The 21,560-nt window shown below is 73.0% G+C and carries 20 protein-coding genes, 1 tRNA gene and 1 pseudogene; 9 read left to right on the plus strand and 13 right to left on the minus strand.

Features of this window, described 5'->3' with window-relative positions:
* The first annotated feature begins 146 nt into the window (after positions 1-146).
* Genes AB0H57_RS27955 through AB0H57_RS27970 form a run of 4 tightly spaced genes read left to right on the plus strand, consistent with a single transcriptional unit; the run spans position 147 to position 3,588 of the window.
* Complete coding sequence (locus AB0H57_RS27955) at positions 147-689, plus strand: MauE/DoxX family redox-associated membrane protein (RefSeq protein ID WP_357511497.1); 543 nt, start codon at positions 147-149, stop codon at positions 687-689.
* Position 690: 1 nt separating this feature from the next.
* On the plus strand, positions 691-1,230 hold the full coding sequence (locus AB0H57_RS27960) for a TlpA disulfide reductase family protein (protein WP_357511499.1): 540 nt from the start codon (positions 691-693) through the stop codon (positions 1,228-1,230).
* Positions 1,227-3,092: an ABC transporter ATP-binding protein gene (locus AB0H57_RS27965; RefSeq protein ID WP_357511501.1), complete on the plus strand. Its 1,866-nt coding sequence runs from the start codon at positions 1,227-1,229 to the stop codon at positions 3,090-3,092. The genes AB0H57_RS27960 and AB0H57_RS27965 overlap by 4 nt, the downstream gene beginning before the upstream one ends.
* Positions 3,093-3,102: 10 nt before the next feature.
* Complete coding sequence (locus tag AB0H57_RS27970; RefSeq protein WP_357511503.1) at positions 3,103-3,588, plus strand: S26 family signal peptidase; 486 nt, start codon at positions 3,103-3,105, stop codon at positions 3,586-3,588.
* A 13-nt stretch (positions 3,589-3,601) separates the two neighbouring features.
* Here the strand turns inward: AB0H57_RS27970 and AB0H57_RS27975 are convergent, their stop codons facing one another.
* The 7 genes from AB0H57_RS27975 to AB0H57_RS28005 form a co-directional block, all read right to left on the minus strand.
* Positions 3,602-4,312 (minus strand): ABC transporter ATP-binding protein, encoded by a 711-nt coding sequence (locus AB0H57_RS27975; protein WP_357511505.1) that lies wholly within the window; start codon positions 4,310-4,312, stop codon positions 3,602-3,604.
* Positions 4,302-5,207, minus strand: a complete 906-nt coding sequence (locus tag AB0H57_RS27980) for an ABC transporter ATP-binding protein (protein WP_357511550.1) — start codon at positions 5,205-5,207, stop codon at positions 4,302-4,304. Before AB0H57_RS27980 ends, AB0H57_RS27975 begins: the two co-directional genes overlap by 11 nt.
* A gap of 85 nt (positions 5,208-5,292) precedes the next feature.
* Entirely contained in the window at positions 5,293-6,438 is a 1,146-nt protein-coding gene (locus tag AB0H57_RS27985; protein ID WP_357511506.1) for a branched-chain amino acid ABC transporter permease, read from the minus strand.
* Positions 6,435-7,376 carry a branched-chain amino acid ABC transporter permease gene (locus tag AB0H57_RS27990; RefSeq protein WP_357511508.1) on the minus strand — a complete coding sequence of 314 codons (942 nt, stop codon included), beginning with the start codon at positions 7,374-7,376 and terminating at the stop codon, positions 6,435-6,437. The genes AB0H57_RS27985 and AB0H57_RS27990 overlap by 4 nt, the downstream gene beginning before the upstream one ends.
* Positions 7,377-7,446: 70 nt before the next feature.
* Positions 7,447-8,610 carry a branched-chain amino acid ABC transporter substrate-binding protein gene (locus AB0H57_RS27995; RefSeq protein ID WP_357511510.1) on the minus strand — a complete coding sequence of 388 codons (1,164 nt, stop codon included), beginning with the start codon at positions 8,608-8,610 and terminating at the stop codon, positions 7,447-7,449.
* 223 nt (positions 8,611-8,833) lie between these two features.
* A complete protein-coding gene (locus AB0H57_RS28000; RefSeq protein WP_357511512.1) occupies positions 8,834-10,012 on the minus strand; it encodes a hypothetical protein in 1,179 nt (392 codons plus the stop codon).
* A 61-nt stretch (positions 10,013-10,073) separates the two neighbouring features.
* Positions 10,074-10,694, minus strand: a complete 621-nt coding sequence (locus AB0H57_RS28005; RefSeq protein WP_357511514.1) for a response regulator — start codon at positions 10,692-10,694, stop codon at positions 10,074-10,076.
* 93 nt (positions 10,695-10,787) lie between these two features.
* On the opposite strand from AB0H57_RS28005, the gene AB0H57_RS28010 reads away from it, so the two are divergent.
* From AB0H57_RS28010 to AB0H57_RS28020, 3 genes and pseudogenes are all read left to right on the plus strand, one after another.
* Positions 10,788-10,862, plus strand: a tRNA-Leu gene (locus tag AB0H57_RS28010).
* Positions 10,863-10,895: 33 nt separating this feature from the next.
* Positions 10,896-11,003 (plus strand): annotated as a pseudogene (locus tag AB0H57_RS28015) (helix-turn-helix domain-containing protein); the annotation flags it as partial.
* Positions 11,004-11,156: 153 nt separating this feature from the next.
* The gene (locus AB0H57_RS28020) at positions 11,157-11,645 is read left to right on the plus strand and encodes a hypothetical protein (protein ID WP_357511552.1); all 489 of its coding nucleotides are present in this window, start codon (positions 11,157-11,159) and stop codon (positions 11,643-11,645) included.
* A gap of 127 nt (positions 11,646-11,772) precedes the next feature.
* Here the strand turns inward: AB0H57_RS28020 and AB0H57_RS28025 are convergent, their stop codons facing one another.
* The gene (locus tag AB0H57_RS28025; RefSeq protein WP_357511516.1) at positions 11,773-12,930 is read right to left on the minus strand and encodes a PLP-dependent aspartate aminotransferase family protein; all 1,158 of its coding nucleotides are present in this window, start codon (positions 12,928-12,930) and stop codon (positions 11,773-11,775) included.
* Between the two features lie 102 nt (positions 12,931-13,032).
* On the opposite strand from AB0H57_RS28025, the gene AB0H57_RS28030 reads away from it, so the two are divergent.
* Positions 13,033-13,512, plus strand: coding sequence for an Lrp/AsnC family transcriptional regulator (locus AB0H57_RS28030; RefSeq protein WP_357511518.1), 480 nt, complete (start codon positions 13,033-13,035; stop codon positions 13,510-13,512).
* Between the two features lie 61 nt (positions 13,513-13,573).
* Complete coding sequence (locus AB0H57_RS28035) at positions 13,574-14,569, plus strand: LLM class flavin-dependent oxidoreductase (protein ID WP_357511520.1); 996 nt, start codon at positions 13,574-13,576, stop codon at positions 14,567-14,569.
* 173 nt (positions 14,570-14,742) lie between these two features.
* On the opposite strand, the gene AB0H57_RS28040 is transcribed toward AB0H57_RS28035, so the two are convergent.
* The 5 genes from AB0H57_RS28040 to pyk all read right to left on the minus strand — a co-directional run bounded on the left by AB0H57_RS28040 (position 14,743) and on the right by pyk (position 21,465).
* The gene (locus tag AB0H57_RS28040; RefSeq protein ID WP_357511522.1) at positions 14,743-17,007 is read right to left on the minus strand and encodes a cellulose binding domain-containing protein; all 2,265 of its coding nucleotides are present in this window, start codon (positions 17,005-17,007) and stop codon (positions 14,743-14,745) included.
* Positions 17,008-17,246: 239 nt separating this feature from the next.
* Positions 17,247-18,209 (minus strand): sulfite exporter TauE/SafE family protein, encoded by a 963-nt coding sequence (locus AB0H57_RS28045; protein WP_357511524.1) that lies wholly within the window; start codon positions 18,207-18,209, stop codon positions 17,247-17,249.
* Positions 18,210-18,468: 259 nt separating this feature from the next.
* Positions 18,469-18,942, minus strand: coding sequence for an Rrf2 family transcriptional regulator (locus AB0H57_RS28050; RefSeq protein ID WP_357511526.1), 474 nt, complete (start codon positions 18,940-18,942; stop codon positions 18,469-18,471).
* 84 nt (positions 18,943-19,026) lie between these two features.
* Positions 19,027-19,902 (minus strand): acyl-CoA thioesterase II, encoded by an 876-nt coding sequence (locus AB0H57_RS28055; protein WP_357511528.1) that lies wholly within the window; start codon positions 19,900-19,902, stop codon positions 19,027-19,029.
* A gap of 114 nt (positions 19,903-20,016) precedes the next feature.
* A complete protein-coding gene (gene pyk, locus AB0H57_RS28060) occupies positions 20,017-21,465 on the minus strand; it encodes a pyruvate kinase (RefSeq protein WP_357511530.1) in 1,449 nt (482 codons plus the stop codon).
* Positions 21,466-21,560 lie beyond the last annotated feature (95 nt).

Below are 21,560 nucleotides of genomic sequence, written 5' to 3' on the forward strand. Positions count from 1 at the left end.
TGGTGGTGTTACCTGCGGGTCGCTCTCGCCTCCCCGGCGCCCGCCCCGCCCCCCCCCCCCGTTTCTTCTGCACCCCCGCCCCCGCCGGGGCCCCCCCCCCGGGGGCCCCGGCCGCACCCCGCCCACCCCGACCCGGAGGTGACCGCGTGTCCCCGCTCCTGCTCGGCGTCCGGTCGCTGCTGGCCACCGTGCTGCTGCTCGCCGCGATCGGCAAGCTCCGCAGCCGCCGGCACCACCGCGACTTCCGGCGTTCCCTGGACGGGTACGCCTTCCTGCCGCCCCGCGCGCGGGGCGCGGTCGCGGTCACCGTGCCGGCGGCCGAGCTGGCGGTGGCCGGGCTGCTGGCCGTACCCCGGTCGGCCTGGCTCGGGTGGCTCGCCGCCACCGCCCTGCTGACCTGCTTCACCGCCGGCACCGGCTGGGCGTTGACCCGCGGCCGGGCGGTCCGGTGCGCCTGCTTCGGCCCCGGCGGCAGGCTGGTCGCCGGCCGGCACCTGGCGCGGGACCTGGCGCTGACCGGTCTCGCGGCCGTCGGCGCCGCGACCGCCGCCCCGGCGGCGCCGACGGTCGCGGCCGCCGCGGTGGCGGTGCCGGCCGGCGCCCTGCTCGGCCTGCTCGTGTCCCGGATGGACGACGTCGCCGCCCTGCTCACGCCCGCCGGACGGGCGCCTGACACCCTGAGGAGCTAAGATGATCTATGTCGTGGCCGGCCTGGTCCTGGTCGGCGCCACCGCCCTCGTCAACCTCCTGCTGACCCTCGCGGTCATCCGCCGGCTGCGGGAGAACCCGGGCACCCCGACGTCCCCGCCGGGCCCGGACTTCACCGGGGCCGTGCCGGTCGCGGGCGACCGGCCGGACCCGTTCGTCGCGTACGACCTCGACGGCACGGTCCTGGACGACGCGGCGAACCCGGCGACCCTGATCGGCTTCTTCTCCACCAGCTGCGACGCCTGCGTGGAACAGCTGCCCACCTTCGTCCGGCAGGCGGCCGACAGCCCGGGTGGCCGGGCCCGCACCGTCGCCGTCGTCCAGGGCGACGAGGCGCAGGCCGACAACTTCGTCCGGGAGCTGGCGCCGGTGGCCCGGGTGGTGGTCGAGACCGGGCCGAGCCCGGTCAGCACCGCCTTCCGGATCGGCGCCTTCCCGGCGTGGGTCCTGCTCGACGCCGACGGCACCGTCCGGGACAGCGGGGTCGGGCTGGACCGGCTGCCGCGGCTGACCGCGGCGTGAACGGCCCCGGCCAGGAGCCCCGGGCGACCCTCGGCACGGCGCTGGCCGCGCTGCGGCTGGCCGTCGGCGCCGCGCCCGGGCTCGCCCTCGCGCAGGTGGTGCTGGCGGTGGCCGGGGGGCTCGCGCCCCTCGCGCTGGGCGTGCTGACCAAGCTCGTGCTGGACCGGATCGCGGCCGACGACTCGGCCCGGGGCCCGCTCGTCGGCCTCGCCCTCGGCCTGGCCGCCGCCGGGGTCGGCGTCGCCACCCTGCCGCACCTCGCCCGGTACGTGGAGGCGAACTGGGACCGCGAGGCGGCGGTGGTGGCCCAGTCCCGGCTCTACGCGGCGCTCAACCGGATGACCGGCCTGCGGGAGCTGGAGAATCCCGCCTTCCGCGACCGGCTGCGGCTGGCCGAGGAGGCCGGCCGGAGCAGCCCGGTGCTGCTGGCCGGCGGGCTGCTCGAACTCGTCCGCAGCGTGATCACCGTCGGCGGGTTCGCGCTGGTGCTCGCCGGCCTCAACCCGTGGATGGTCGCGCTGGTCGCCCTCGCGGCGATCCCCACCGCCCGCACCGAACTGTCGCTGTCCCGGCAACGGGCGCGGCTGCTCTGGCGGGTCAGCCCCGCCACCCGCCGGCAACTCTTCTACGCCGACCTGCTCACCGGGCTGGCCGCCGCCAAGGAGGTCCGGCTGTTCGGCCTCGCCGGGCTGTTCCACCGGCGCATGCTCACCGAACTCCGGTCGATCAACGCGGCGCACCGCCGCCTGGAGCGCCGGCAACTGGTGGCCCAGGTGGCGCTGGCCGTGCTCGGCGCCCTCGCCGCCGGCGCCGGCCTGGTGTGGGCGGTGCTCGCCGCGCGCGCCGGCACGCTCAGCGTCGGCGACGTCGCCGTCTTCGTGGCGGCGGTCGGCGCGGTGCAGGCGGCGGTCAGCGGCTCGCTGGGCCGCTTCGCCACCGCCCACCACGGCCTGCTGATCTTCACCCACTACCGGGACCTGACCGCGCCCGCGCCGGAGCCCGAGCGGGCCGGCGGGCGGCCCGTCCCCCGGCTGCGCGAGGGCATCGAGCTGCGCGACGTCTGGTTCCGCTACGCCGACGACCAGCCGTGGATCCTGCGCGGGGTCAACCTGTTCGTCCGGGCGGGCGAGACCGTCGGCCTCGTCGGGCTCAACGGCGCCGGCAAGAGCACCCTGGTGAAGCTGCTCGTCCGGTTCTACGACCCGGACCGGGGCGCGGTGCTCTGGGACGGGGTCGACCTGCGCGAGCTGCGCGTCGACGACCTGCGGCGACGAATCACCGCGCTGTTCCAGGACTTCATGTGCTACGACCTGTCCGCCGCGGAGAACATCGGCGTCGGCGACAGCGACGCCCTGGACCGGCGCGAACGGCTGGTCGCCGCGGCCCGGCAGGCCGGGGTCCACGACACCGTCGAGGCGTTGCCGCACGGCTACGACACCCAGCTGACCCGGCTGTTCGTGGACGAGAGCGACCGGGCGGACACCGGCACCGGGGTGCTGCTCTCCGGCGGGCAGTGGCAGCGCCTCGCCCTCGCCCGGGGTCTCCTGCGTGGCCAGCGCGACCTGCTCGTGCTCGACGAACCCAGCGCCGGGCTCGACGCCCGGGCGGAGCACGACATCCACCGGCGGCTCCGGTCCCTCGGCGGGAGCGGGGCGGCGGTGCTGATCTCCCACCGGCTCAACGCCCTGCGGCTGGCCGACCGCATCGTCGTCCTGGAGGGCGGCCGGATCGTGGAGGACGGCGACCACGACAGCCTGCTGGCCGCCGACGGGGCGTACGCGCAACTGTTCCGGCTCCAGGCGGCCGGCTACCGCGACGGCGCCGGCGAGCTGGTCGCCGGCCCCGGCGCGGACCGGACCTAGGCGGCGCCGGATGTGGTGGCTGCTGTCCGTGCTCGGGCTCACCGGCGCCACCCTGCTCGGGTTCCGGCAGGGGCGTCGCCGGTGGCTGCTGGTCGCGGTGGACGGGCCGTCGATGAGCCCCACCCTGCTGCCGGGCGACCGGGTGCTGGCCCGCCGGGCGGGCAGCCGGCCGGTGACCGTGGGCGACGTGGTGGTGTTCCGTCGGCCGCCCCGACCGGGGGACCCGGCCGGCCAGCCCGGGCCGTACCTCGTCAAGCGGGTCGCGGCGGTGCCCGGCGACGTCACCCCCGACCTCGGCGGCGACTCGGTTCTCGTCCCGGGCCGGGTGGTGCCACCGGCGACGGTGGTGCTGGTGGGTGACAACCGGGCGGACAGCGTCGACTCCCGGATGTTCGGCTACCTGCCCGCGGAGCGGGTGGTGGCGGTGGTCGACCCCCGGCGGCTGCGCGACGGCGCGAGCGGGGCGGTGGTGTCACGGCCGGCGGACCGGCCGTGACACCACCCGTGCCTCACGCCACGCCGAGGTACGCCTCCTTGATCGACGGGTCGTGCAGCAGGTCCTGGCCGGTGCCCTCCTTGACGATCCGGCCGGTCTCCAGCACGTAACCCCGGTGGGCCCGGGAGAGCGCCTGCTGGGCGTTCTGCTCCACCAGCAGGATCGTGGTGCCCTGCTGGTTGATCTCCGTGATGATGTCGAAGATCTGCCGGATCACCATCGGCGCCAGACCCATCGACGGCTCGTCCAGCAGCAGCAGCTTCGGCCGGCTCATCAGCGCCCGGCCGACCGCGAGCATCTGCTGCTCACCGCCGGAGAGCGTGCCGCCGGCCTGCTTGCGCCGCTCCCGCAGCCGCGGGAACAGGGTCAGCACCCGCTCCAGGTCGGCGGCGATGCCGGCGTGGTCCCGCCGGGTGTACGCCCCCATGTCCAGGTTCTCCAGCACCGTCATGCCCGGGAAGATGCCCCGGCCCTCCGGCGCCTGGCAGATGCCCCGCACCACCCGCAGGTCGGCGCGGAGCTTGGTGATGTCCTCACCGTTGAACCGGACCGTCCCGGTCTGGGCCGCCAGCAGCCCGGAGATGCCGCGCATCGTGGTGGTCTTGCCGGCGCCGTTCGCGCCGATCAGGGCCACGATCTCGCCCTCGTCGACGTGCAGACTGACCGAGTGCAACGCCTCGATCCGCCCGTACGCCAGGGTCAGGTTCTCGATCTCAAGCAGCATCTGCGGACTCCCCCAGGTAGGCCGCGATCACCTTCGGGTCGTCCCGGACGTCCGCCGGTGAACCCTCGGCGATCTTCTTGCCGAACTCCAACACCACGATCCGGTCGGTGACCCCCATGACCAGGCGCATGTCGTGCTCGATGAGCAGGACCGTGTAGCCCAGGTCGCGGATCCGCCTGATCAGCTGGAGCAGTTCCTCCTTCTCCGCCGGGTTGAAGCCGGCGGCCGGCTCGTCCAGGCAGAGCAGCTTCGGCTCGGTGGCCAGCGCCCGGGCGATCTCCAGGCGCCGCTGGTCGCCGTAGGGCAGGTTGCGGGCCAGCTCATTGGCCCGGCCCACGATGCCCACGAACTTCAGCAGCTCGAGCGCCTTGCGCTCACCGGCCCGCTCCTCCAGGGTGTGCCGGGAGATGCCGAACACCTTCGCGCTGGCCCGGCGCACCTGCTGCCAGGTCCGCACCACGCCGTTGGTCGAGTCGACCACCGGCAGCTCGTGCGGCTTGACCCGCTTGCGGTACAGCCGGAACAGCGCGCCGACCACGCTGGTCTGGTGCTGGGAGTCGGTGCCCACCATGACGTTCTCCAGCGCCGTCATCTCCGGGAAGAGACGGATGTTCTGGAACGTCCGGGCGATGCCCAGCCGGTTGATCTGGTGCGGCTTGCGGCCGGTCACCTGCTGCCCGGCGAACCGGACCGCCCCGGAGGTCGGCCGGTAGACGCCGGTCATCACGTTGAAGCAGGTGGTCTTGCCGGCGCCGTTCGGGCCGATCAGACCGAGGATCTCACCCTGGTAGAGGCTGAAGCTCACATCGTCCAGCGCGGTCACGCCGCCGAACCTCAGCGTCACGTGGTCGACGTCGAGCAGCACCTCCCGCTGCCGCGGGATCGGGCCGCCCAGCTTGATCTCGTCGAGATCCGGCTGCTGGTCGGCCTGGATCTCCTCCGGATCCGCCTGCTTGGCGGGGGTCACGTCGGGCTTCTGGTCAGACACTGGCCGGCACCTCCTCGGCACGGTCCTTGAGCTCACGGGCCCGCCGACGGCTCGGGATCAGGCCCTGCGGACGCAGCAGCATCACCAGCACCAGCGCCAGGCCGAAGGCGAAGAACCGCCACTCGGAGAAGTCCCGGAACCGCTCCGGCAGGTACGCCAGCAGGAACGCGCCCAGCGCCACACCGGCCATGTTGCCGGCACCGCCGACCACCACCATCGCCACGAACAGGATGGACAGCTGGGCGTTGAACTGGTTGGGCTCGATGAAGCCCTGCCGGCTGGCGAACAGCGCGCCGGACACGCCGCCCAGCGCCGCGCCGATGGCGAACGCCCACAGCTTGAACTTGAACGGGTACACGCCCATCACCGCGGCCGCGTCCTCGTCCTCGCGGACCGCCAGCCAGGCCCGGCCGACCCGGCTGTTCTCCAGCCGCCGCACCGCGAACACCAGCACCAGCACCACCGTCAACGCCAGCCAGTACCACGGCTTGGCGTCGATCAGACCGAAGACGGTGTTGTCCGCCGACGGCGGACCCTCCGGACCGGGAATCCCGGCGACCCCGGCCGGACCGCCGGACCAGGCCACGTTGCGCACCACGATCCGGATGATCTCACCGAAGCCGAGCGTCACGATGGCCAGGTAGTCGCCGCGCAGCCGCAGCGTCGGCCAACCCAGGATCACCCCGGAGACCAGGGTCAGCGCGATGGCGATGGGGATGCAGATCGCCCACGTCACCGCCCACTTCTCCGGCATGTCGAACTGGGCCTGCAGGGCCTTCACCACCGGCGACTGCGTCGAACCGAACAGTGCCACGCTGTACGCGCCGACGGCGAAGAAGCCGACGTAGCCCAGGTCGAGCAGGCCGGCCAGACCGATCACCACGTTCAGGCCGATCGCGATGAGCACGTACACCGCGCAGATGAAGAGCACGCCCGCCCAGTTGTTGCCGCCCTCGATCGAGTCGGTCCGCAGCCAGGTCAGGCCGGGGATGCCGAGCAGCGGCAGGTAGTACAGGAAGGCCACGAAGGCGAGGAAGGTCAGCGCGCGCTGCCACTTCGGCAGCGCGCGGAACCGGTCGCCGATGCCGTGGGTGACGTTGCGCAAGCCGTCGAGCGGCCGCTTCTGAGTGGTGGTCATGCGCGTGCCCTCCCCAGAGACTCGCCGAGCAGGCCGGTCGGGCGGAACAGCAGGACGACGACCAGCACCACGAACGCCGCGACGTCCTCCCAGTTGGACGAGGTCAACGTCGCCGCGTACACCTCGACCACGCCGAGCAGCAGACCGCCCAGCAGCGCGCCGCGCAGGTTGCCGATGCCGCCGAGCACCGCCGCGGTGAACGCCTTCAGGCCCAGGATGAAGCCGACGTTGAACTTGGTGTTGCCGTAGCGGACCGCCCACAACAGCGCGGCCGCGCCGGCCAGCAGGCCGCCCAGCAGGAAGATCAGCGCGATCACCCGGTCCTTGTTGACGCCCATCAGCGCGGCGGTGTCCGGGTTCTGCGCCACCGCCCGCACGCCCCGGCCGTACCGGGTGCGGTTGATGAACATGTCCAGCCCGGCCATCATGACCAGCGCGGCGACGACGGTGAGCAGCTGGGTGTTGGTCACGTCGGTGCCGGCGATGGAGAAGACGACCCGCCGCTCCAGCACCGTCGGCATGCCGACCACCAGCCGACCCTGCCAGAGGCCGAACGCCTCGGACATCACCAGCGACAGGCCGATCGCGGTGATCAGGAAGATCAGCGGCGGCGCGTTCATCCGCCGCAGCCGGCGGTACGCGACCCGTTCCACCGCCACCGCGGTCAGGCCGGAGGCCGCCGCGGCCGCGAGCAGTCCCGCCACGAGCAGCAGGATCAACGTGCCCAGCGGCGGCGAGTCGGTCGCACCCATCAGGCTCCACACACCCACGATGGTGAAGGTGCCCACCATGAAGACCTCGGCGTGGGCGAAGTTGATCAGCCTCAGCACACCGTAGACCAGCGTGTAGCCCAGTGCGACGAGGGCGTAGATCGAGCCCTTCGCCAAACCGTCCACCGTGTGCTGACCCAGATGCCCGAAGAGTTCATCGAAGTTCACGAAATCTCCTCTTTTACCCGCGTACGGCCGGGGGACCGCCAGGCCCCCCGGCCGCATTCACGGATCCGGCTCAGCTGAGCTTGATCTCCTGCTGAGGCACGATCTGGCCGCCCTTGATCTCGTAGGCCCAGATCACGACCTTGGACTTCTCCACGTCGCCGGCGTCGTCGAACTTGATGTACTTGGACACGCCCTGCTTGTCGTAGGAGTCCACCCACGCCAGCATGTCCTTGCGGGTGGTCTTGCCCTCCTTGAAGCCGTCCAGCAGCACGTTCGCGCCGTCGAAGCCCTCAGCGCCGTAGGAACCCGGCGCCTGGCCGAACTCCTTCTCGTAGTCGGCGGCGAAGGTGCCACCGGCCTCGGTGGCCGGCAGGCACGGGCAGGTCACGATCGCGCCCTCGGCACCCGCGCCGGCACCGGCCGGGAAGCCCGGGTCGTAGAGGCCGTCGAAGCCGAGGAACTTGGCCGTCACACCGGCCGCGCGGGCCTGCTTGAGCAGCGGCGCCGCCTCGTTGGTGTAACCGCCGTAGGCGATCGCGTCCGCACCCGACGCCTTGATCTTCGAGATGGTGGCGTCGAAGTTGGTCTGGTCGGTCTGCACCTTGTCGCTGGCCACGACCTTCGCGCCCATGCCCTTCTTGACCTCGGCGATGATGCCGGAGCCGTACGGCTGGCCGTCGTCGATCACGAAGACCTTGTTCGGCTTGAGCACATCGTTGAGGTACGTCACGGCCGCCGCGCCCTGGGTGGCGTCGTTACCGACGACCCGGTGGAACGCCTTGTTGCCGGCCGTGGTCAGCTCGGCGGCGGTGGCCGACGGGCTCACCATCACCAGACCGGCGGCCTCGTAGATCGGCATGGTCGCCTTGGTCTCACCCGAGAAGTGACCACCGATCACCGCGACGAAGGACTGGTCCTGGGCGACCTGGTTCGCCACCGGGGTGGCCTGGGTCGGGTCACCCGTGGTGTCGAAGTCCTTCAGCTCGACCTTGCAGTCCGGGTTCTTCTCGCTGAACTGCTTGAAGGCCAGCTTCGCGCCGTTCAGCGACGGCAGCACGAGGCCCGAGTTCGGACCGGTGAAGGCGCCGAAGATGGCGACCTTGCCGCCGCACTTGTTGTCGCCACCCGCGGCGTTGTCGCCGCTGCCGCCGCCCGAGTCCTGGCACCCAGCCGCGGCGAACATCGCCGCGGCCAGCCCCACGGCGCCCAGCGCCCGTACGTAATTACGCCTCACGGCTTTCTGACCTCCTCCAGATCGCGGGCACGCCGGAACCGGTGAGCGGTCGGTCGTGCTCGTCACACTGCCGACGCCCGGTGAGAATCCGCACACCCGCGTTACGGCTCGTGATGGCGGAGCGTACTGGAGCAGCAAATGGCTCCGGAAGACCTGCGAGCGAGGCTTGCCAAACCGTTACGAACAAGAGCGTAGATAGGTCCGGTTCCGTCACACGCCAGACTCATCTATCGGTCAAACGCGCCTGGAACACGCGGCCCCGTTCACCGTCGTCGATCAGCAGCAGCAGATCGGCCCCCACGCCGAACAGCGCCACCGCCCGCTCCGCCCCGGCCGGCGCCGGCCCGGGCAGCGCCACCGGCCGCCAGGCGTCACCGCCGTCCACCGACCGCCACACCGCGTGCGCGAAGCCGTCCGTTGTGGCCGCCCAGATCGTACCGCCGGCCACCGCCAGTCCCCGTACCCCCGGGATCCCGTCGGCCCGCGGCCGGCCGAACCCGCCGGCCGCCCGCCACGCCCCGGCCGGGTCGCCGTCGGCCCGCCAGGCCCCGAACGCGCGGCCCCGCAGCCCCACCGCCACCGGCCGGCCGTCCAGCGCCACCACCCGCTGCAACTCGTCGTATTCCGGCCCGCCCGGCACCGGCACCCGGCGCCAGGCCACCCCGTCCCGCGAGACCCAGGCCAGCGGGTCGCGGTCCACCCGGCCGGGAGGCACGATCCCACCGACCGAGAGCCAGCCGGCGACGGTCTCCACCGCGTCGAAGTTCCACGTCTCACCCGCATCGTCCGAGGCGAGCTGTGGCTCCCGCTCGACGAGGGTGAACCGGGCCGAGTCGGGCGACACCCACACCGCGGCGCCGCTGGTCCGGTTGCCGGTGATCAACCAGCCCCGCCCGCCGGCGACCATCCGCGCCACGTCCACCGCGTACGGGCCGCCGAACAGGTCGAACGGCGCGATCACCTCGTCCAGCGAGCCGTCCGGCAACTGCCGCCAACTGCTCGTCCGCGGGTTGGCGTGCGCGCCGCCGCGCTTCGCGCCGAGCAGCGCCACCCGACCGTCCCGGCAGGCCGCCGAGTAGAACACATGCCGCTCGCCGTAGTACGTCCGCGGATGCAAGGCCATCGCGGTCCACGTCGCACCGTCCACGCTGGACCACGCCGCCGGGCGGGTCTCACCGGCGTCGTCACCGACCCCGCCCACCACGTACCACCGGCCGCCGCAGGCCGCCGCGTCCCGCACCATCAACCGGCCCGCCGGGCCCGACGGCACGGGCAGGGTCAACTCGCGCCAGGCCGGCCGGACCGGCTCGGGCGCGCCGTCGTCACCGCCCGGAGCGGGATCGCAGCCGGCCACCAACACGGCGAGGACGCCGAGCACCGCGAGCGAGCGCCGAGGGAACACCCCCGGATGCTATCGATCCGCGCCGGTCCGCGGGAGTCACCGCGACCGGGCGTACGCCGAGTCAGGCGGTCGGCTGCGCCACCTCCCCGCCGGCGGTCTCGGCCAGGATCCGCTCGGCGACCTCCTTCATGGTCATCCGGTGGTCCATCGCGGTGCGCTGGATCCACTTGAACGCCTGCGGCTCGGTCATCCCGTACGTGGTCATCAGGGCCCCCTTGGCCCGTTCGACCGTCTTGCGGATCTCCAGCCGGTCGCTGAGACCGGCCACCTCCGCCTCCAGCGCGGCGATCTCCGAGTAGCGGGACAGGGCGATCTCCACCGCCGGGACCAGGTCGCTCTTCTGGAACGGCTTGACGAGGTATGCCATCGCGCCCGCGGCCCGCGCCCGCTCGACCAGGTCCCGCTGGCTGAACGCGGTCAGGATGATCACCGGGGCGATCCGCGCGCCGGCGATCCGCTCGGCGGCGGCCAGCCCGTCCATGATCGGCATCTTGATGTCGAGGATGACCAGATCCGGCTTCAGCTCCTCGGCCAGCCGGACGGCGGTCTCGCCGTCGCCGGCCTCGCCGACGACCTCGTAGCCCTCCTCGACCAGCATCTCGGCCAGGTCCAGTCGGATGAGCGCCTCGTCCTCGGCGATCAACACCCGCCTGCGCTCGGCATCCGTCTGCGTCTCGGCCACGAGCCACTCCCACCAGTTCAGGCCCGACACCGCCGTGCCGGGTGTCGCCGCCCTTAGCGTAGTGGGTAGTCTGACGATGTCGGATTGCGGAACGCCCCCGTAGCCCAACTGGCATGAGGCAATGCACTCAAACTGCATAAAGTGTGGGTTCGAGTCCCACCGGGGGCACAAACTGTCATACAGCCGTTCGAAGATGCGTGCGTGCACCCACCCGAGACGCGCGCCCGGGCCCGCCGCCTCTACCTGGCCGGCGCAACTGTGGCCGAAGCAGCCCGCGCAGTCGGCGTTTCCTACCCCACCGTCAGGCACTGGTGCAAAGATCGACCGGAGCCTAAGCAAGCGGTCACCGCCTCGCGTTGCTTCCGCTGCCGGCCAGAGGTCGAGGCCCCGCCCGACCCAGCCCAATACTCCTACCTGCTAGGGCTGTACCTGGGTGACGGCCACCTCGTCACCACAGCGCGCGTGCCGGTCCTCCGCATCTTCTGCTCCAACGCCTGGCCAGACCTGATCGACCGGTGCGACGAGGCTATGCGGGCGGTGCTGGCAGGTTCCGTGCAACGCGTCCAGAAGCAAGGCTGCGTGGGGGTGCAGAGCTACGGAATGCACTGGCCCTGCCTTCTTCCCCAGCACGGTCCGGGCAAGAAGCACGAGCGACAGATCATCCTGACCGGCTGGCAGCGGAAGATCATTCAGCCGCACGCTGGTGACTTCCTGCGCGGCCTCTTCCACTCCGACGGCTGCCGCATCGCCAACCGGGTCACCGTGCGGGGCAAGCAGTACACCTATCCCCGTTACATGTTCACCAACGAGTCGACCGACATCATGGGCCTCTGCCAGTGGGGCCTCGACCTGCTCGGCATCGCCTGGCGGATGAACCGCCGCAACTGCCTGTCGGTCGCCCGCCGCGAGGCGGTCGCCGCCCTCGACCGCCACGTCGGCCCGAAGTCCTGATCGGTCGCAGGCGCGGCACCCCGATCTGCCGCAAGGCGGCCTGTCAGCACCCACCGGGCCGCGCAGCAGGAGCACCTTCGGCGCGCGGACCCCCCGACATGCCGCAAGCCGGCCTGACCGCCGGTCCTCAGATCGCCCCGAGCGCTCGGGCCAGGTCGGCGCGCAGGTCCTCCGGGTCCTCCAGGCCGACCGACACCCGCAGCAGCCCGCCGCACGGCTTGGCCTCCCCCTCGACGGGGCGGTGGGTGAGCGACGCCGGGTGCTGGATGAGCGTGTCGACCCCGCCCAGCGACACCGCGTGGGTGATCAGTCGGCAGCCGTCCGCGACCGCCGCCGCGGCGGGCGCGCCGCCGCGTACCTCGAAGGCGAGCAGGCTGCCGGTGCCGGACATCTGCCGGCCGACCAGCCCGGCCGGGTCGTGCGCGCTGGGGTGGTGGACCCGCTCGACGGCCGGGTGTTCGGCGAGCCAGGCGGCGAGTTTCTCCGCGCCGGCCTGCTGGGCGCGGACCCGCAGCGGCAGCGTCTGCAGGCCGCGGTGCAGCAGGTACGCGCCGAGCGGGTGCAGGATCGCGCCGGTGACGGCGCGCACCTGGCGCAGCCGGCTGGCCCATTCGGCGTCGGCGGCGATGACGCCGGCGAGCACGTCGCCGTGGCCGCCGATGCTCTTTGTGGCGCTGTGCAGCACCAGGGTGGCGCCGTGCCGGGCGGGCTGCTGGAGCACGGGGGTGGCGACGGTGTTGTCGACGAGCAGCGGGGTGTCCCCGGCGGCTGCGGCGAGGGCGGCGATGTCGACCAGGTCGAGGGTGGGGTTGGCCGGGGTCTCGACGATGACCAGGCCGGTGTCGGGGCGTACGGCGGCGGCGACCTGGTCCGGGCGGGCCCAGGTGACCTCGGTGCCGAGCAGGCCGGTGGCGAGCACGTGGTCGGTGCCGCCGTAGAGGGGGCGGACGGCGACGACGTGCCGCCTGCCGTCGCGGGTGGCGGCGAGCAGGGCGGCGGTGAGGGCGGCCATGCCGCTGGCGAAGGCGACGGCGTCGGTGGTGCCTTCGAGTTCGGCGAGCGCGGTTTCGAAGCGGGCCACGGTGGGGTTCCAGAGCCGCTGGTAGACGGCGCTGGCGGCGCCGGCCATGGTGCCGCCGGTGGCGAGGGTCTCGTAGGCGTCGCCGCCGGTCTCGACGCCGGGCAGCGGGTTGGTGGTGGAGAGGTCGATGGGTGGGACGTGGACCCCGAGGGCGGACAGGTCGTCGCGTCCGGCGTGCACGGCTCGGGTGTCCAAGGTCGTCATGGTCGGAAGCGTCGAACATCAGCCGCATCTCAAGCAAGAGATCCGAACAAGATTCTGTGACAGGGGCTTTCGAGTCGGAGCGATTCGGAGAAGGATGGCGGGATGCCCCTCGCACCGAACGATGTACGGCGGTTCGCCGCGCTCGACGACACCGACCGCGCGATCCTGACCGAGTTGGCCGCCGACGGCCGGCTGCCGAACAACGCCCTCGCCGAGCGGGTGGGGGTGGCCCCGTCGACCTGCCTGACCCGGACCCGGGCGCTGCGGGAGTGCGGCGCGATCCGTGGGTTCCACGCCGAGGTGGATCCGGCGGCGGTCGGGCTGCCGTTGCAGGCGCTGGTGTCGGTGCGCCTGACGGCGCACGAGCGGGCGGCGGTGGACGCGTTCCGGGCCCGTTCGGTGCGGCTGCCCGGGGTGGTGTCGGTGTTCCACGTGGCGGGCGCGGAGGACTACGTGCTGCACGTGCGGGCCGCCTCCGGCGACGCGTTGCGGGATTTCGTGCTGGACCAGCTGGCCGTCGATCCGGTGGTGCAGCACACCCAGACCAGCCTGATCTTCGAGCAGGCGCGGGGTGTGGGTTGAGCGACGGTCCGGAACAATTCCGGCGCGGCGCGGGTTGACCAGTGCCGTGATCAACGTACCGATGTCTGTTCTTGATCTTGCTCCGGTCGCCGTGACCGGTTCCGCCGGTGAGGCGTTGCGGCACACCACGGAGCTGGCCCGCCGCACCGAGGAGCTGGGCTACCGGCGGTTCTGGGTGGCCGAGCACCACAACATGCCGGCCATCGCCAGCTCGGCGCCGGCGGTGCTGCTCGCGCACCTGGCCGCGCACACGAGCACCATCCGGCTGGGCTCGGGCGGGGTGATGCTGCCCAACCACGCGCCGCTGGTGGTGGCCGAGCAGTTCGGCACCCTGGAGGCGCTGCACCCGGGCCGGATCGACCTGGGCATCGGCCGGGCGCCGGGCACCGACCAGGTGACCGCGCTGGCGCTGCGCCGCACCATGGAGGGGCTGTCGGCGGAGCACTTCCCCCGCGAGCTGGCCGACCTGATGAACTATTTCAGCGGCGCCGAGCCGGGCCCGATCACGGCGACCCCGGGCCGGGGGCAGTCGCCGGTGGTCTGGCTGCTCGGGTCCAGCGGGTTCAGCGCGCAGCTCGCCGGCCTGCTGGGGCTGCCGTTCTCGTTCGCGCACCACTTCAGCGCGCAGCACACGATCCCGGCGTTGCAGCTCTACCGGCAGCACTTCCGGCCGTCGCAGTGGCTGGACCGGCCGTACGCGATGGTGGCGGTCAACGCGGTCTGCGCGGAGACCGACGAGCGGGCGGAGTGGCTGGCCGGTCCGGCCGGCCTGTCCTTCCTGAAGCTGCGCTCGGGGCGACCCGAGCCGCTGGTGACGCCGGCGGAGGCGGCGGCCTATCCGTACTCGGAGTTCGAGCGGGAGTTCGTGGCCCAGCGCCGGGACGGCCAGGCGACCGGCTCGCCGGAGACGGTGGCCCGCCAGCTCGGCGCGCTGCTGGAGCGCACCGGCGCGGACGAGCTGATGTTGACCACGATGGTGTACGACGTGGCCGACCGGGTGCGCTCGTTCGAGCTGATCGCCGAGAAGGTGGCCGGCGGCCTGCGCCGGAAGGACTGAAACACGCTCTTCATAGCCACGTCACCGCAGCGTCGCGCAGGACGCATAGCTTTGTCCCCGGTGGTGGTACGGCATTCCCGGTCGGGACGGGTCGGGGATGCCGCGGTGTGGTGCACCGGGTCGCCGACTGTGCGGATTCCGCGGTCGGCGGCCCGGTGCCTGCCTTTCTCCGGTCAGCGCAGGTAGATGTTCGGCGCGGCCGGCGTGCTCATGCCGTCGCCGAGGTGGAAGCCCGGGTGCGGTGGCTGGTTGTAGGCGGTGTTCTGCCAGGCGACCGCCACCCGGTACTGCGGGTCGTGCATCAGGGTCGGCAGCCGCAGGTTGGTGCTGACGGGCGTGCTGTAGATGCGCAGCGCGGTGCTGTCGGCGGTGCGCCAGACCACCTCCTCGCGCCAGTCGCCGAGCAGGTCGGCGGAGAGCGCCGGGGTGGACTTGGTGCCGTTGTTGGACGCGACGTTGCTGCCGGTGAGCAGCCGGGTCTCGCCGCCGGTGCCGTACTTGTCGACCTTCGTGCCGTCGAGCAGCTCGCGGACCGGGTCGCCGTCCCACCAGATCAGGAAGTTCGCCGAAGAGGGCTTGCGGCCGACGTTCTGCCCCCGGGTGTTGAGCAGGCCGTCGACCGCCGACGACCAGGACTCCGCGCCGGGGCTGCCGGCCCAGATGTCGTCGGAGACGCCGCGGCCGTTGTCGCCGTTCGGCGCGGTCTGCCACAGGATCTGCCCGGTACGCGCGTCGGCCATCCAGGAGCTGGGCTTGCTGCCGTCCTCGTCGACCTTGAAGACCTCCAGGCCGGCGCGGGCCGGGTCGAGGTCGCCGACGTGCAGCGCGTCGCCGTGCCCGTTGCCGGCGGACCAGAGCAGGCGGCCGTTGTCGTCGATGGTGGCAGCCCCGTACACGATCTCCTGCCGGCCGTCGCCGTCCACGTCGGCCACCGAGAGGTTGTGGTTGCCCTGGCCGGCGGCGGCGCCGTTGCCGGTGGCGTTGGAGTCGAAGGTCCAGCGCTTGCGCAGCGTGCCGTCGCGGAAGTCCCAGGCGGCGATCACGGCCCGGGTGTAGTAGCCGCGCGCCATGACCAGCGACGGGCGCTGCCCGTCCAGGTAGGCGGTGGCGGCGAGGAACCGGTCGACCCGGTTGCCGTACGAGTCGCCCCACGAGGAGACGGTGCCGCGTGGCGGGTCGTAGTCGACGGTGGACAGGGCGGCGCCGGTGCGGCCGTCGAACATGGTCAGGTACTCGGGGCCGGCGAGCACGTAGCCGCTGGAGTTGCGGTGGTCGGCCGACGAGGACCCGATCACCTGGCCGGTGCCGGAGCGGGTGCCGTCGGCGGTCTTCATGGCCACCTCGGCGTCCCCGTCGCCGTCGTAGTCGTACACCTGGAACTGGGTGTAGTGGGCGCCGGCCCGGATGTTGCGGCCCAGGTCGACACGCCACAACCGGGCGCCGGTCAGGGTGTACGCGTCGACGTAGACGTTGCCGGTGTAGCCGGACTGGGAGTTGTCCTTGCTGTTGGACGGGTCCCACTTGAGCACGAACTCGTAGCGGCCGTCGCCGTCGAGGTCGCCCACGCTCGCGTCGTTGGCGGAGTAGGTGTACGCCTCCCCGGCCGGCGTGGTGCCGCCGGGCGGGGCCTGGATCGGCACGTCCAGGTAGCCGTTGGCGAACTGGGCCGCCGGGGCGGACGCCGCCTGTTCGGCGCCGTTCACCACGGCCCGCACGGTGTACCCGGACCCGGCCGCCGCGCCGCCGTCCAGGTAGCTGGTGGCGCCGGTGAGCGGGCTGCCGTTGACCTTGGTGGCGCCGCGGTAGAGGTTGAAGGCGACGCCGGTGGTCTCGGTGCCGAGCAGCCGCCAGGAGACGAGGTTCCCGGTGCCGGACCGGACGCTGATCAGTCCCCGGTCGAGCTTCTCCATCTGCTTGGCGCCGGCCGGCGGGTCGGTCGGCGGCGGCGTGGTGGGTGGAGGCGTGGTCGGCGGCGGCGTGGTGGTGGGTGGCGTGGTCGGCGTGGCGGTCGGGGGCGCGCCGGCGCAGGTGGTGCCGTTGACCGTGAAGACAGCCGGGGCCGGGTTGGCGGCGTTGTTCCACGAGCCGTTGAAGCCGAAGTTGGCGGTGCCACCGGTGCCGATGGCGCCGTTGTAGCCGACGTCGCGGGCGGTTACCTGGGCGCCGGACTGGCTGACCGTGGCGTTCCAGGCCTGGGTGACCTGCTGGCCGGCGGTGAAGCTCCAGCCGAGCGTCCAGCCGTTGACCGGGTCGCCGAGGTTGGTCACGGTGACGTCGGCGCCGAAGCCGCCGCTCCACTGGTTGGTGATCCGGTAGTCGATCCGGCAGGCGACGGCCGCCGCGGCGGCGGTCACCGTGGTGAGCGCGCCGGCCAGCAGGGTGGCCGCCGAGGCCGCGGCGAGCAGCGCGATCCGGCGGCGTGGGGTGGTGGGATGCACGGGGATGCCTTTCGCGGAGGTCAGGCACGCGGCGCCGGCCTGCCCGGACCGGCGAGATGGGTACGCACGCGCTGACGCGACGGGCGACGCCAGGACATCGACGTCGGTGATTAGGCTCCGCGCTCCGCCAGCGTAGCCACCGCCCGCCGCCCCCACAAGCGCCGCCGGTGTGAGGCGGGGCCCCGCTTGCCGCATTCGGAGGTGGCGGGGCCCCCGGTCAACACCGCCGGCGGCGGGGCTCAGCCCTCGACGGCGGCGGCGAGCCGTCGCGACTCCGCCGCCTCGGCGTGCGGGGTGACCGGGTCGGCGTCGGCGGCGAGCGCCGCCTCGACCGTGGCCCGGGCCCGGCGGGTACGGCGCAGCGCCCGCACCGCCAGCACCACGGCGGCCAGCCAGCCGGCGCCGAGCGCCGCGTAGACCAGGGCCGGCACCGGACCGCCCAGCTCGCCGGCGCGCAGCAGGGTGCGGGCGTTGGTCAGCACGATCACCCCGCCGACGACGGCGCCGAGCACCTGGGCGGGGACGATGCGGACCAGCCAGGCCGCGATCGGCGCGGCGATCAGGCCGCCGACCAGGAGTGCGGCCACGATGGGCAGCAGGAAGCCCTCGGCGCCGAGCCCGATCAGGAAGCCGACGCTGGCCGCGCCCGCCACCACGAACTCGGAGGTGTCCACCGAGCCGATGACCTTGCGCGGCTCCATCCGGCCGGAGACCAGCAGGGCCGGGGTGGCGACCGGGCCCCAGCCGCCACCGCCGGTGGCGTCGACGAAGCCGGCGACCAGCCCCAGCGGGGCGAGGAAGCGGCTGCGCAGCGGGCCGGCGGCCCGGCTGACGCGCAGCGGTCGGGAGAAGCGCACCAGCAGGTACGTGCCGAGGGTGAACAGGATGGCGGCCATCCACGGGGCGGCCGACTCGGTGGAGATGGAGCTGAGGAAGGTGGCGCCGGCGAACGCGCCGATCGCGCCGGGCAGCGCGATCCGGCCGACCACCCGCCAGTCGACGTTGCCGAAGCGCCAGTGCGCCACTCCGGCGGCAAGGGTGGTGCCGATCTCGGCGAGGTGTACCGAGGCGGAGGCGGCGGCCGGCGCGACCCCGACGACGAGCAGCAGGGTCGAGGAGGTCAACCCGTACGCCATGCCGAGCGCGCCGTCGACCAGTTGCGCGACGAACCCGACCAGGGCGAGAACCAGCAGCTTGCGCACGAGCGCCCCCTGACTTTGCGGTATCTCCTATCGACTTGGTCGACAATGCGGCACGGAGGCAGCCCGGGTCAAGACCCATCCGGTTACTGGGACGCGGCGGAGGCGGCCGGCACGCGGCCGGCCCGCGCAGGCACCACGCGCCACGGCGGTGGCGGTTCGGGCGGGACATCGCCCGGCCGCGGCAGGGGCCGCGTCCCCCGGCGCCCGCACCGGACGACGGAAGCGGGCGGCGCGGAATCGGCCCCTCGGCGGGGCGGGCTCAGCTCCAGGCGCGCGGGTCGGCGGCCAGCTCGCTGACCCGGCCCGGCAGGGTGCCGGCGGCGACGTCGGCAATGCTGACCTGCTCCAGGATCTCCCGCTCGCTGGCCCGCAACGCGATCCAGACGTCCTGGAGCGCCCGGGCCGCACCCAGATAGCCGAGCTGCTCGGGACGCTGGCCTCGGACGTGCGCCAGCGGCCCGTCGATCACCCGGATGACCTCGGCGAGGGAGATCTCCGCGGCCGGCCGGGCCAGCCAGTAGCCACCCTCCGGGCCGCGCTGGGCGTGCACGATGCCACCCCGGCGCAACTGGAGCAGGATGCTCTCCAGGAACTTCGGTGGGATCTCCTGGGCCCGGGCGATCTGCTCGGCGGTGACCGGTCGGCTGCGCCCGCCGCTCGCCGTGCCGTCGGTGACCGCCGCGAGTTCGGCGGCCGCGCGGAGGGCGTAGTCGACCCGGGCGGAGAGACGCATGCGGCAAAGGTTAGTCGGCGATCATCCGCCCGAGCCAGCGACCCTCCGCCGCTCGGCCGGGGACCGGCCGGCGACGCCCGGGTTTCAGGCGCCGACCCGGCGTAGCAGGCCCTCCTGCACGGCGCTGGCGATGTGCCGGCCGTCGGTGGTGAACATCCGCCCGGTGGCCAGGCCCCGCGCGCCGGACGCCGAAGGGCTCCAGCAGTCGTACAGGAACCACTCGTCGGCGCGGAACGGCCGGTGGAACCAGAGCGCGTGGTCGAGGCTGGCGCCCACCACTCCCCCGGGCCCCCACACCTCGCCGTGCACCGACAGCACCGAGTCGAGCAGGGTCAGGTCGGAGGCGTACGTCAGGGCGCAGGCGTGCAGCAGCGGGTCCTCGGGCAGCTTGCCGTCGATGCGCATCCAGACCCGCTGGTGCGGCTCGGCCGGGCGGTCACCGGGGCGTACCCAGCCGGGCTCGCCGACGTAGCGCACGTCGATCGGTCGGGGGATCTGGCCCCAGATGCCGAGCCGCTCCGGGTAGCGGGCGAGCCGGTCGGTCATGGTGGGGACCTCGTCCGGTCCGGGCACGTCGGCCGGGGTGGGAGCCTGGTGGTCCAGCCCCTCCTCCTGCCGCTGGAACGAGGCCGACATGAAGAAGATCGGCTTGTCGTGCTGCAGGGCCACCGAGCGGCGGACCGAGAAGGAGCGGCCGTCGCGGACGTTCTCCACCTGGTACTCGATCGGCTCGGCCGGGTCGCCGGGCCGGACGAAGTAGCCGTGCAGCGAGTGCACGAAGCGTTCCGGGTCGACGGTGCGACCGGCGGCGACCAGGGCCTGCCCGGCGACCTGCCCGCCGTAGACCCGCTGCGGGCCGACCGGCGGGCTCATCCCGCGGAAGGTCATCTCGTCGGTCTGGGCCAGGTCCAGCACGTCGAGCAGCTGGTCGACGGCGGCCTGGCCGACCGCCGCGCTCACTGGGTAATCCCTGTTCGCGACTGCGGGGCTCGCAAACCCGGCTCACTCCTCGCGCTCACTGAGCCCACCCTGTTCGCGACTGCGGGGCTCGCAAACCCGGCTCACTCCTCGCGCTCACTGGAGCGCCCGGGCCGAGGCGGCGTCGACCAGCGAGCCCAGCTGGTGCACCCGCAGGGTGTTGGTGGAGCCGGGGGTGCCGGGCGGGCTGCCCGCCACGATCACCACGTACTCGCCGGGGTTGGCCCGGTTGAGGCCGAGCAGCGCCTGGTCGACCTGGCGGAACATGTCGTCGGTGTGCTCGACGAACGGCATCAGGAAGGTCTCCACGCCCCAGCAGAGGGCGAGCTGGTTGCGCACCTCGGGCACCGGGGTGAAGGCCAGCAGCGGCAGGTCGCAGTGCAGCCGGGAGAGCCGCTTGACGGTGTCGCCGGTCTGCGAGAAGGCGACCAGGGCCTTGGCGCCGATGGCCCGGGCGATCGAGGACGCGCCGATGGTGAGCGCGCCGCCGTGCGTACGCGGGTCGTGCTGCAGCCGGGGCACGGCGATCGAGCCGGCCTCGGTGGTACTGATGATCTTGGCCATGGTGCTGACGGTGAGCACCGGGTACTTGCCGACACTGGTCTCGCCGGAGAGCATCACCGCGTCGGCGCCGTCGAGCACCGCGTTCGCCACGTCGGAGGCCTCGGCGCGGGTCGGCCGGGAATTCTCGATCATGGAGTCGAGCATCTGGGTGGCGACGATGACCGGCTTGGCGTTCTCCCGGCACAGCTGCACGGCGCGCTTCTGCACCAGCGGCACCTGGTCCAGCGGGAGTTCCACGCCGAGGTCGCCGCGGGCGACCATGACGCCGTCGAAGGCCAGCACGATCGCCTCGAGGTTGTCGACCGCCTCGGGCTTCTCCACCTTGGCCAGGACCGGGCGGTGCACGCCCTCCTCCGCCATGATCGAATGGACCAGCTTGATGTCGTCCGCCGAGCGGACGAAGGAGAGCGCGATCAGGTCGACGCCCAGCCCCAGGGCGAAGCGCAGGTCCGCGGCGTCCTTGTCGGACAGGGCGGGCACGCTGACCGCCACGTTGGGCAGCGAAACCCCCTTGTTGTTGGAGACCGGCCCGCCCTCGGTGACCAGGACCCGGATGTCGTTGCCGGCGACCTCGCTGACCTCGACGGCCACCCGGCCGTCGTCGATCAGCAGCCGGTCACCGGCCTTGACCTCCTGCGGCAGTTTCTTGTAGGTGCAGGAGACCCGGTCCCGGGTGCCGGCGACGTCGTCGCTGGTGATGACGACGGAGTCACCGGTGCGCCACTCGTGCGGGCCGTCGGCGAACCGGCCCAGGCGGATCTTCGGACCCTGCAGGTCGGCGAGCACGGCGACGGGCCGGCCGGCGGCGTCGGCCGCCTCGCGGACCAGGCGGTAGACCGCCTCGTGGTCGGCGTGACTGCCGTGGCTGAAGTTCAGCCTCGCCACGTTCATGCCCGCCTCGACCAGGCCCCGGATCCGCTCCGGGGACGAGGTGGCGGGGCCGAGGGTGCAGACGATCTTCGCGCGGCGTGTCACGCCCATCAGGCTAGTCTCTCCTCCGGATCGACCTGCCGGCCGACCCCTTACGGACTGCGGTGCCCCGTCCGGCGGCGCGCGGCGCGCGGCCGGCGGGACGG

Origin of the sequence: Micromonospora sp. NPDC050686 (genome assembly GCF_040654475.1) — a bacterium.
Lineage (GTDB): Bacteria > Actinomycetota > Actinomycetes > Mycobacteriales > Micromonosporaceae > Micromonospora.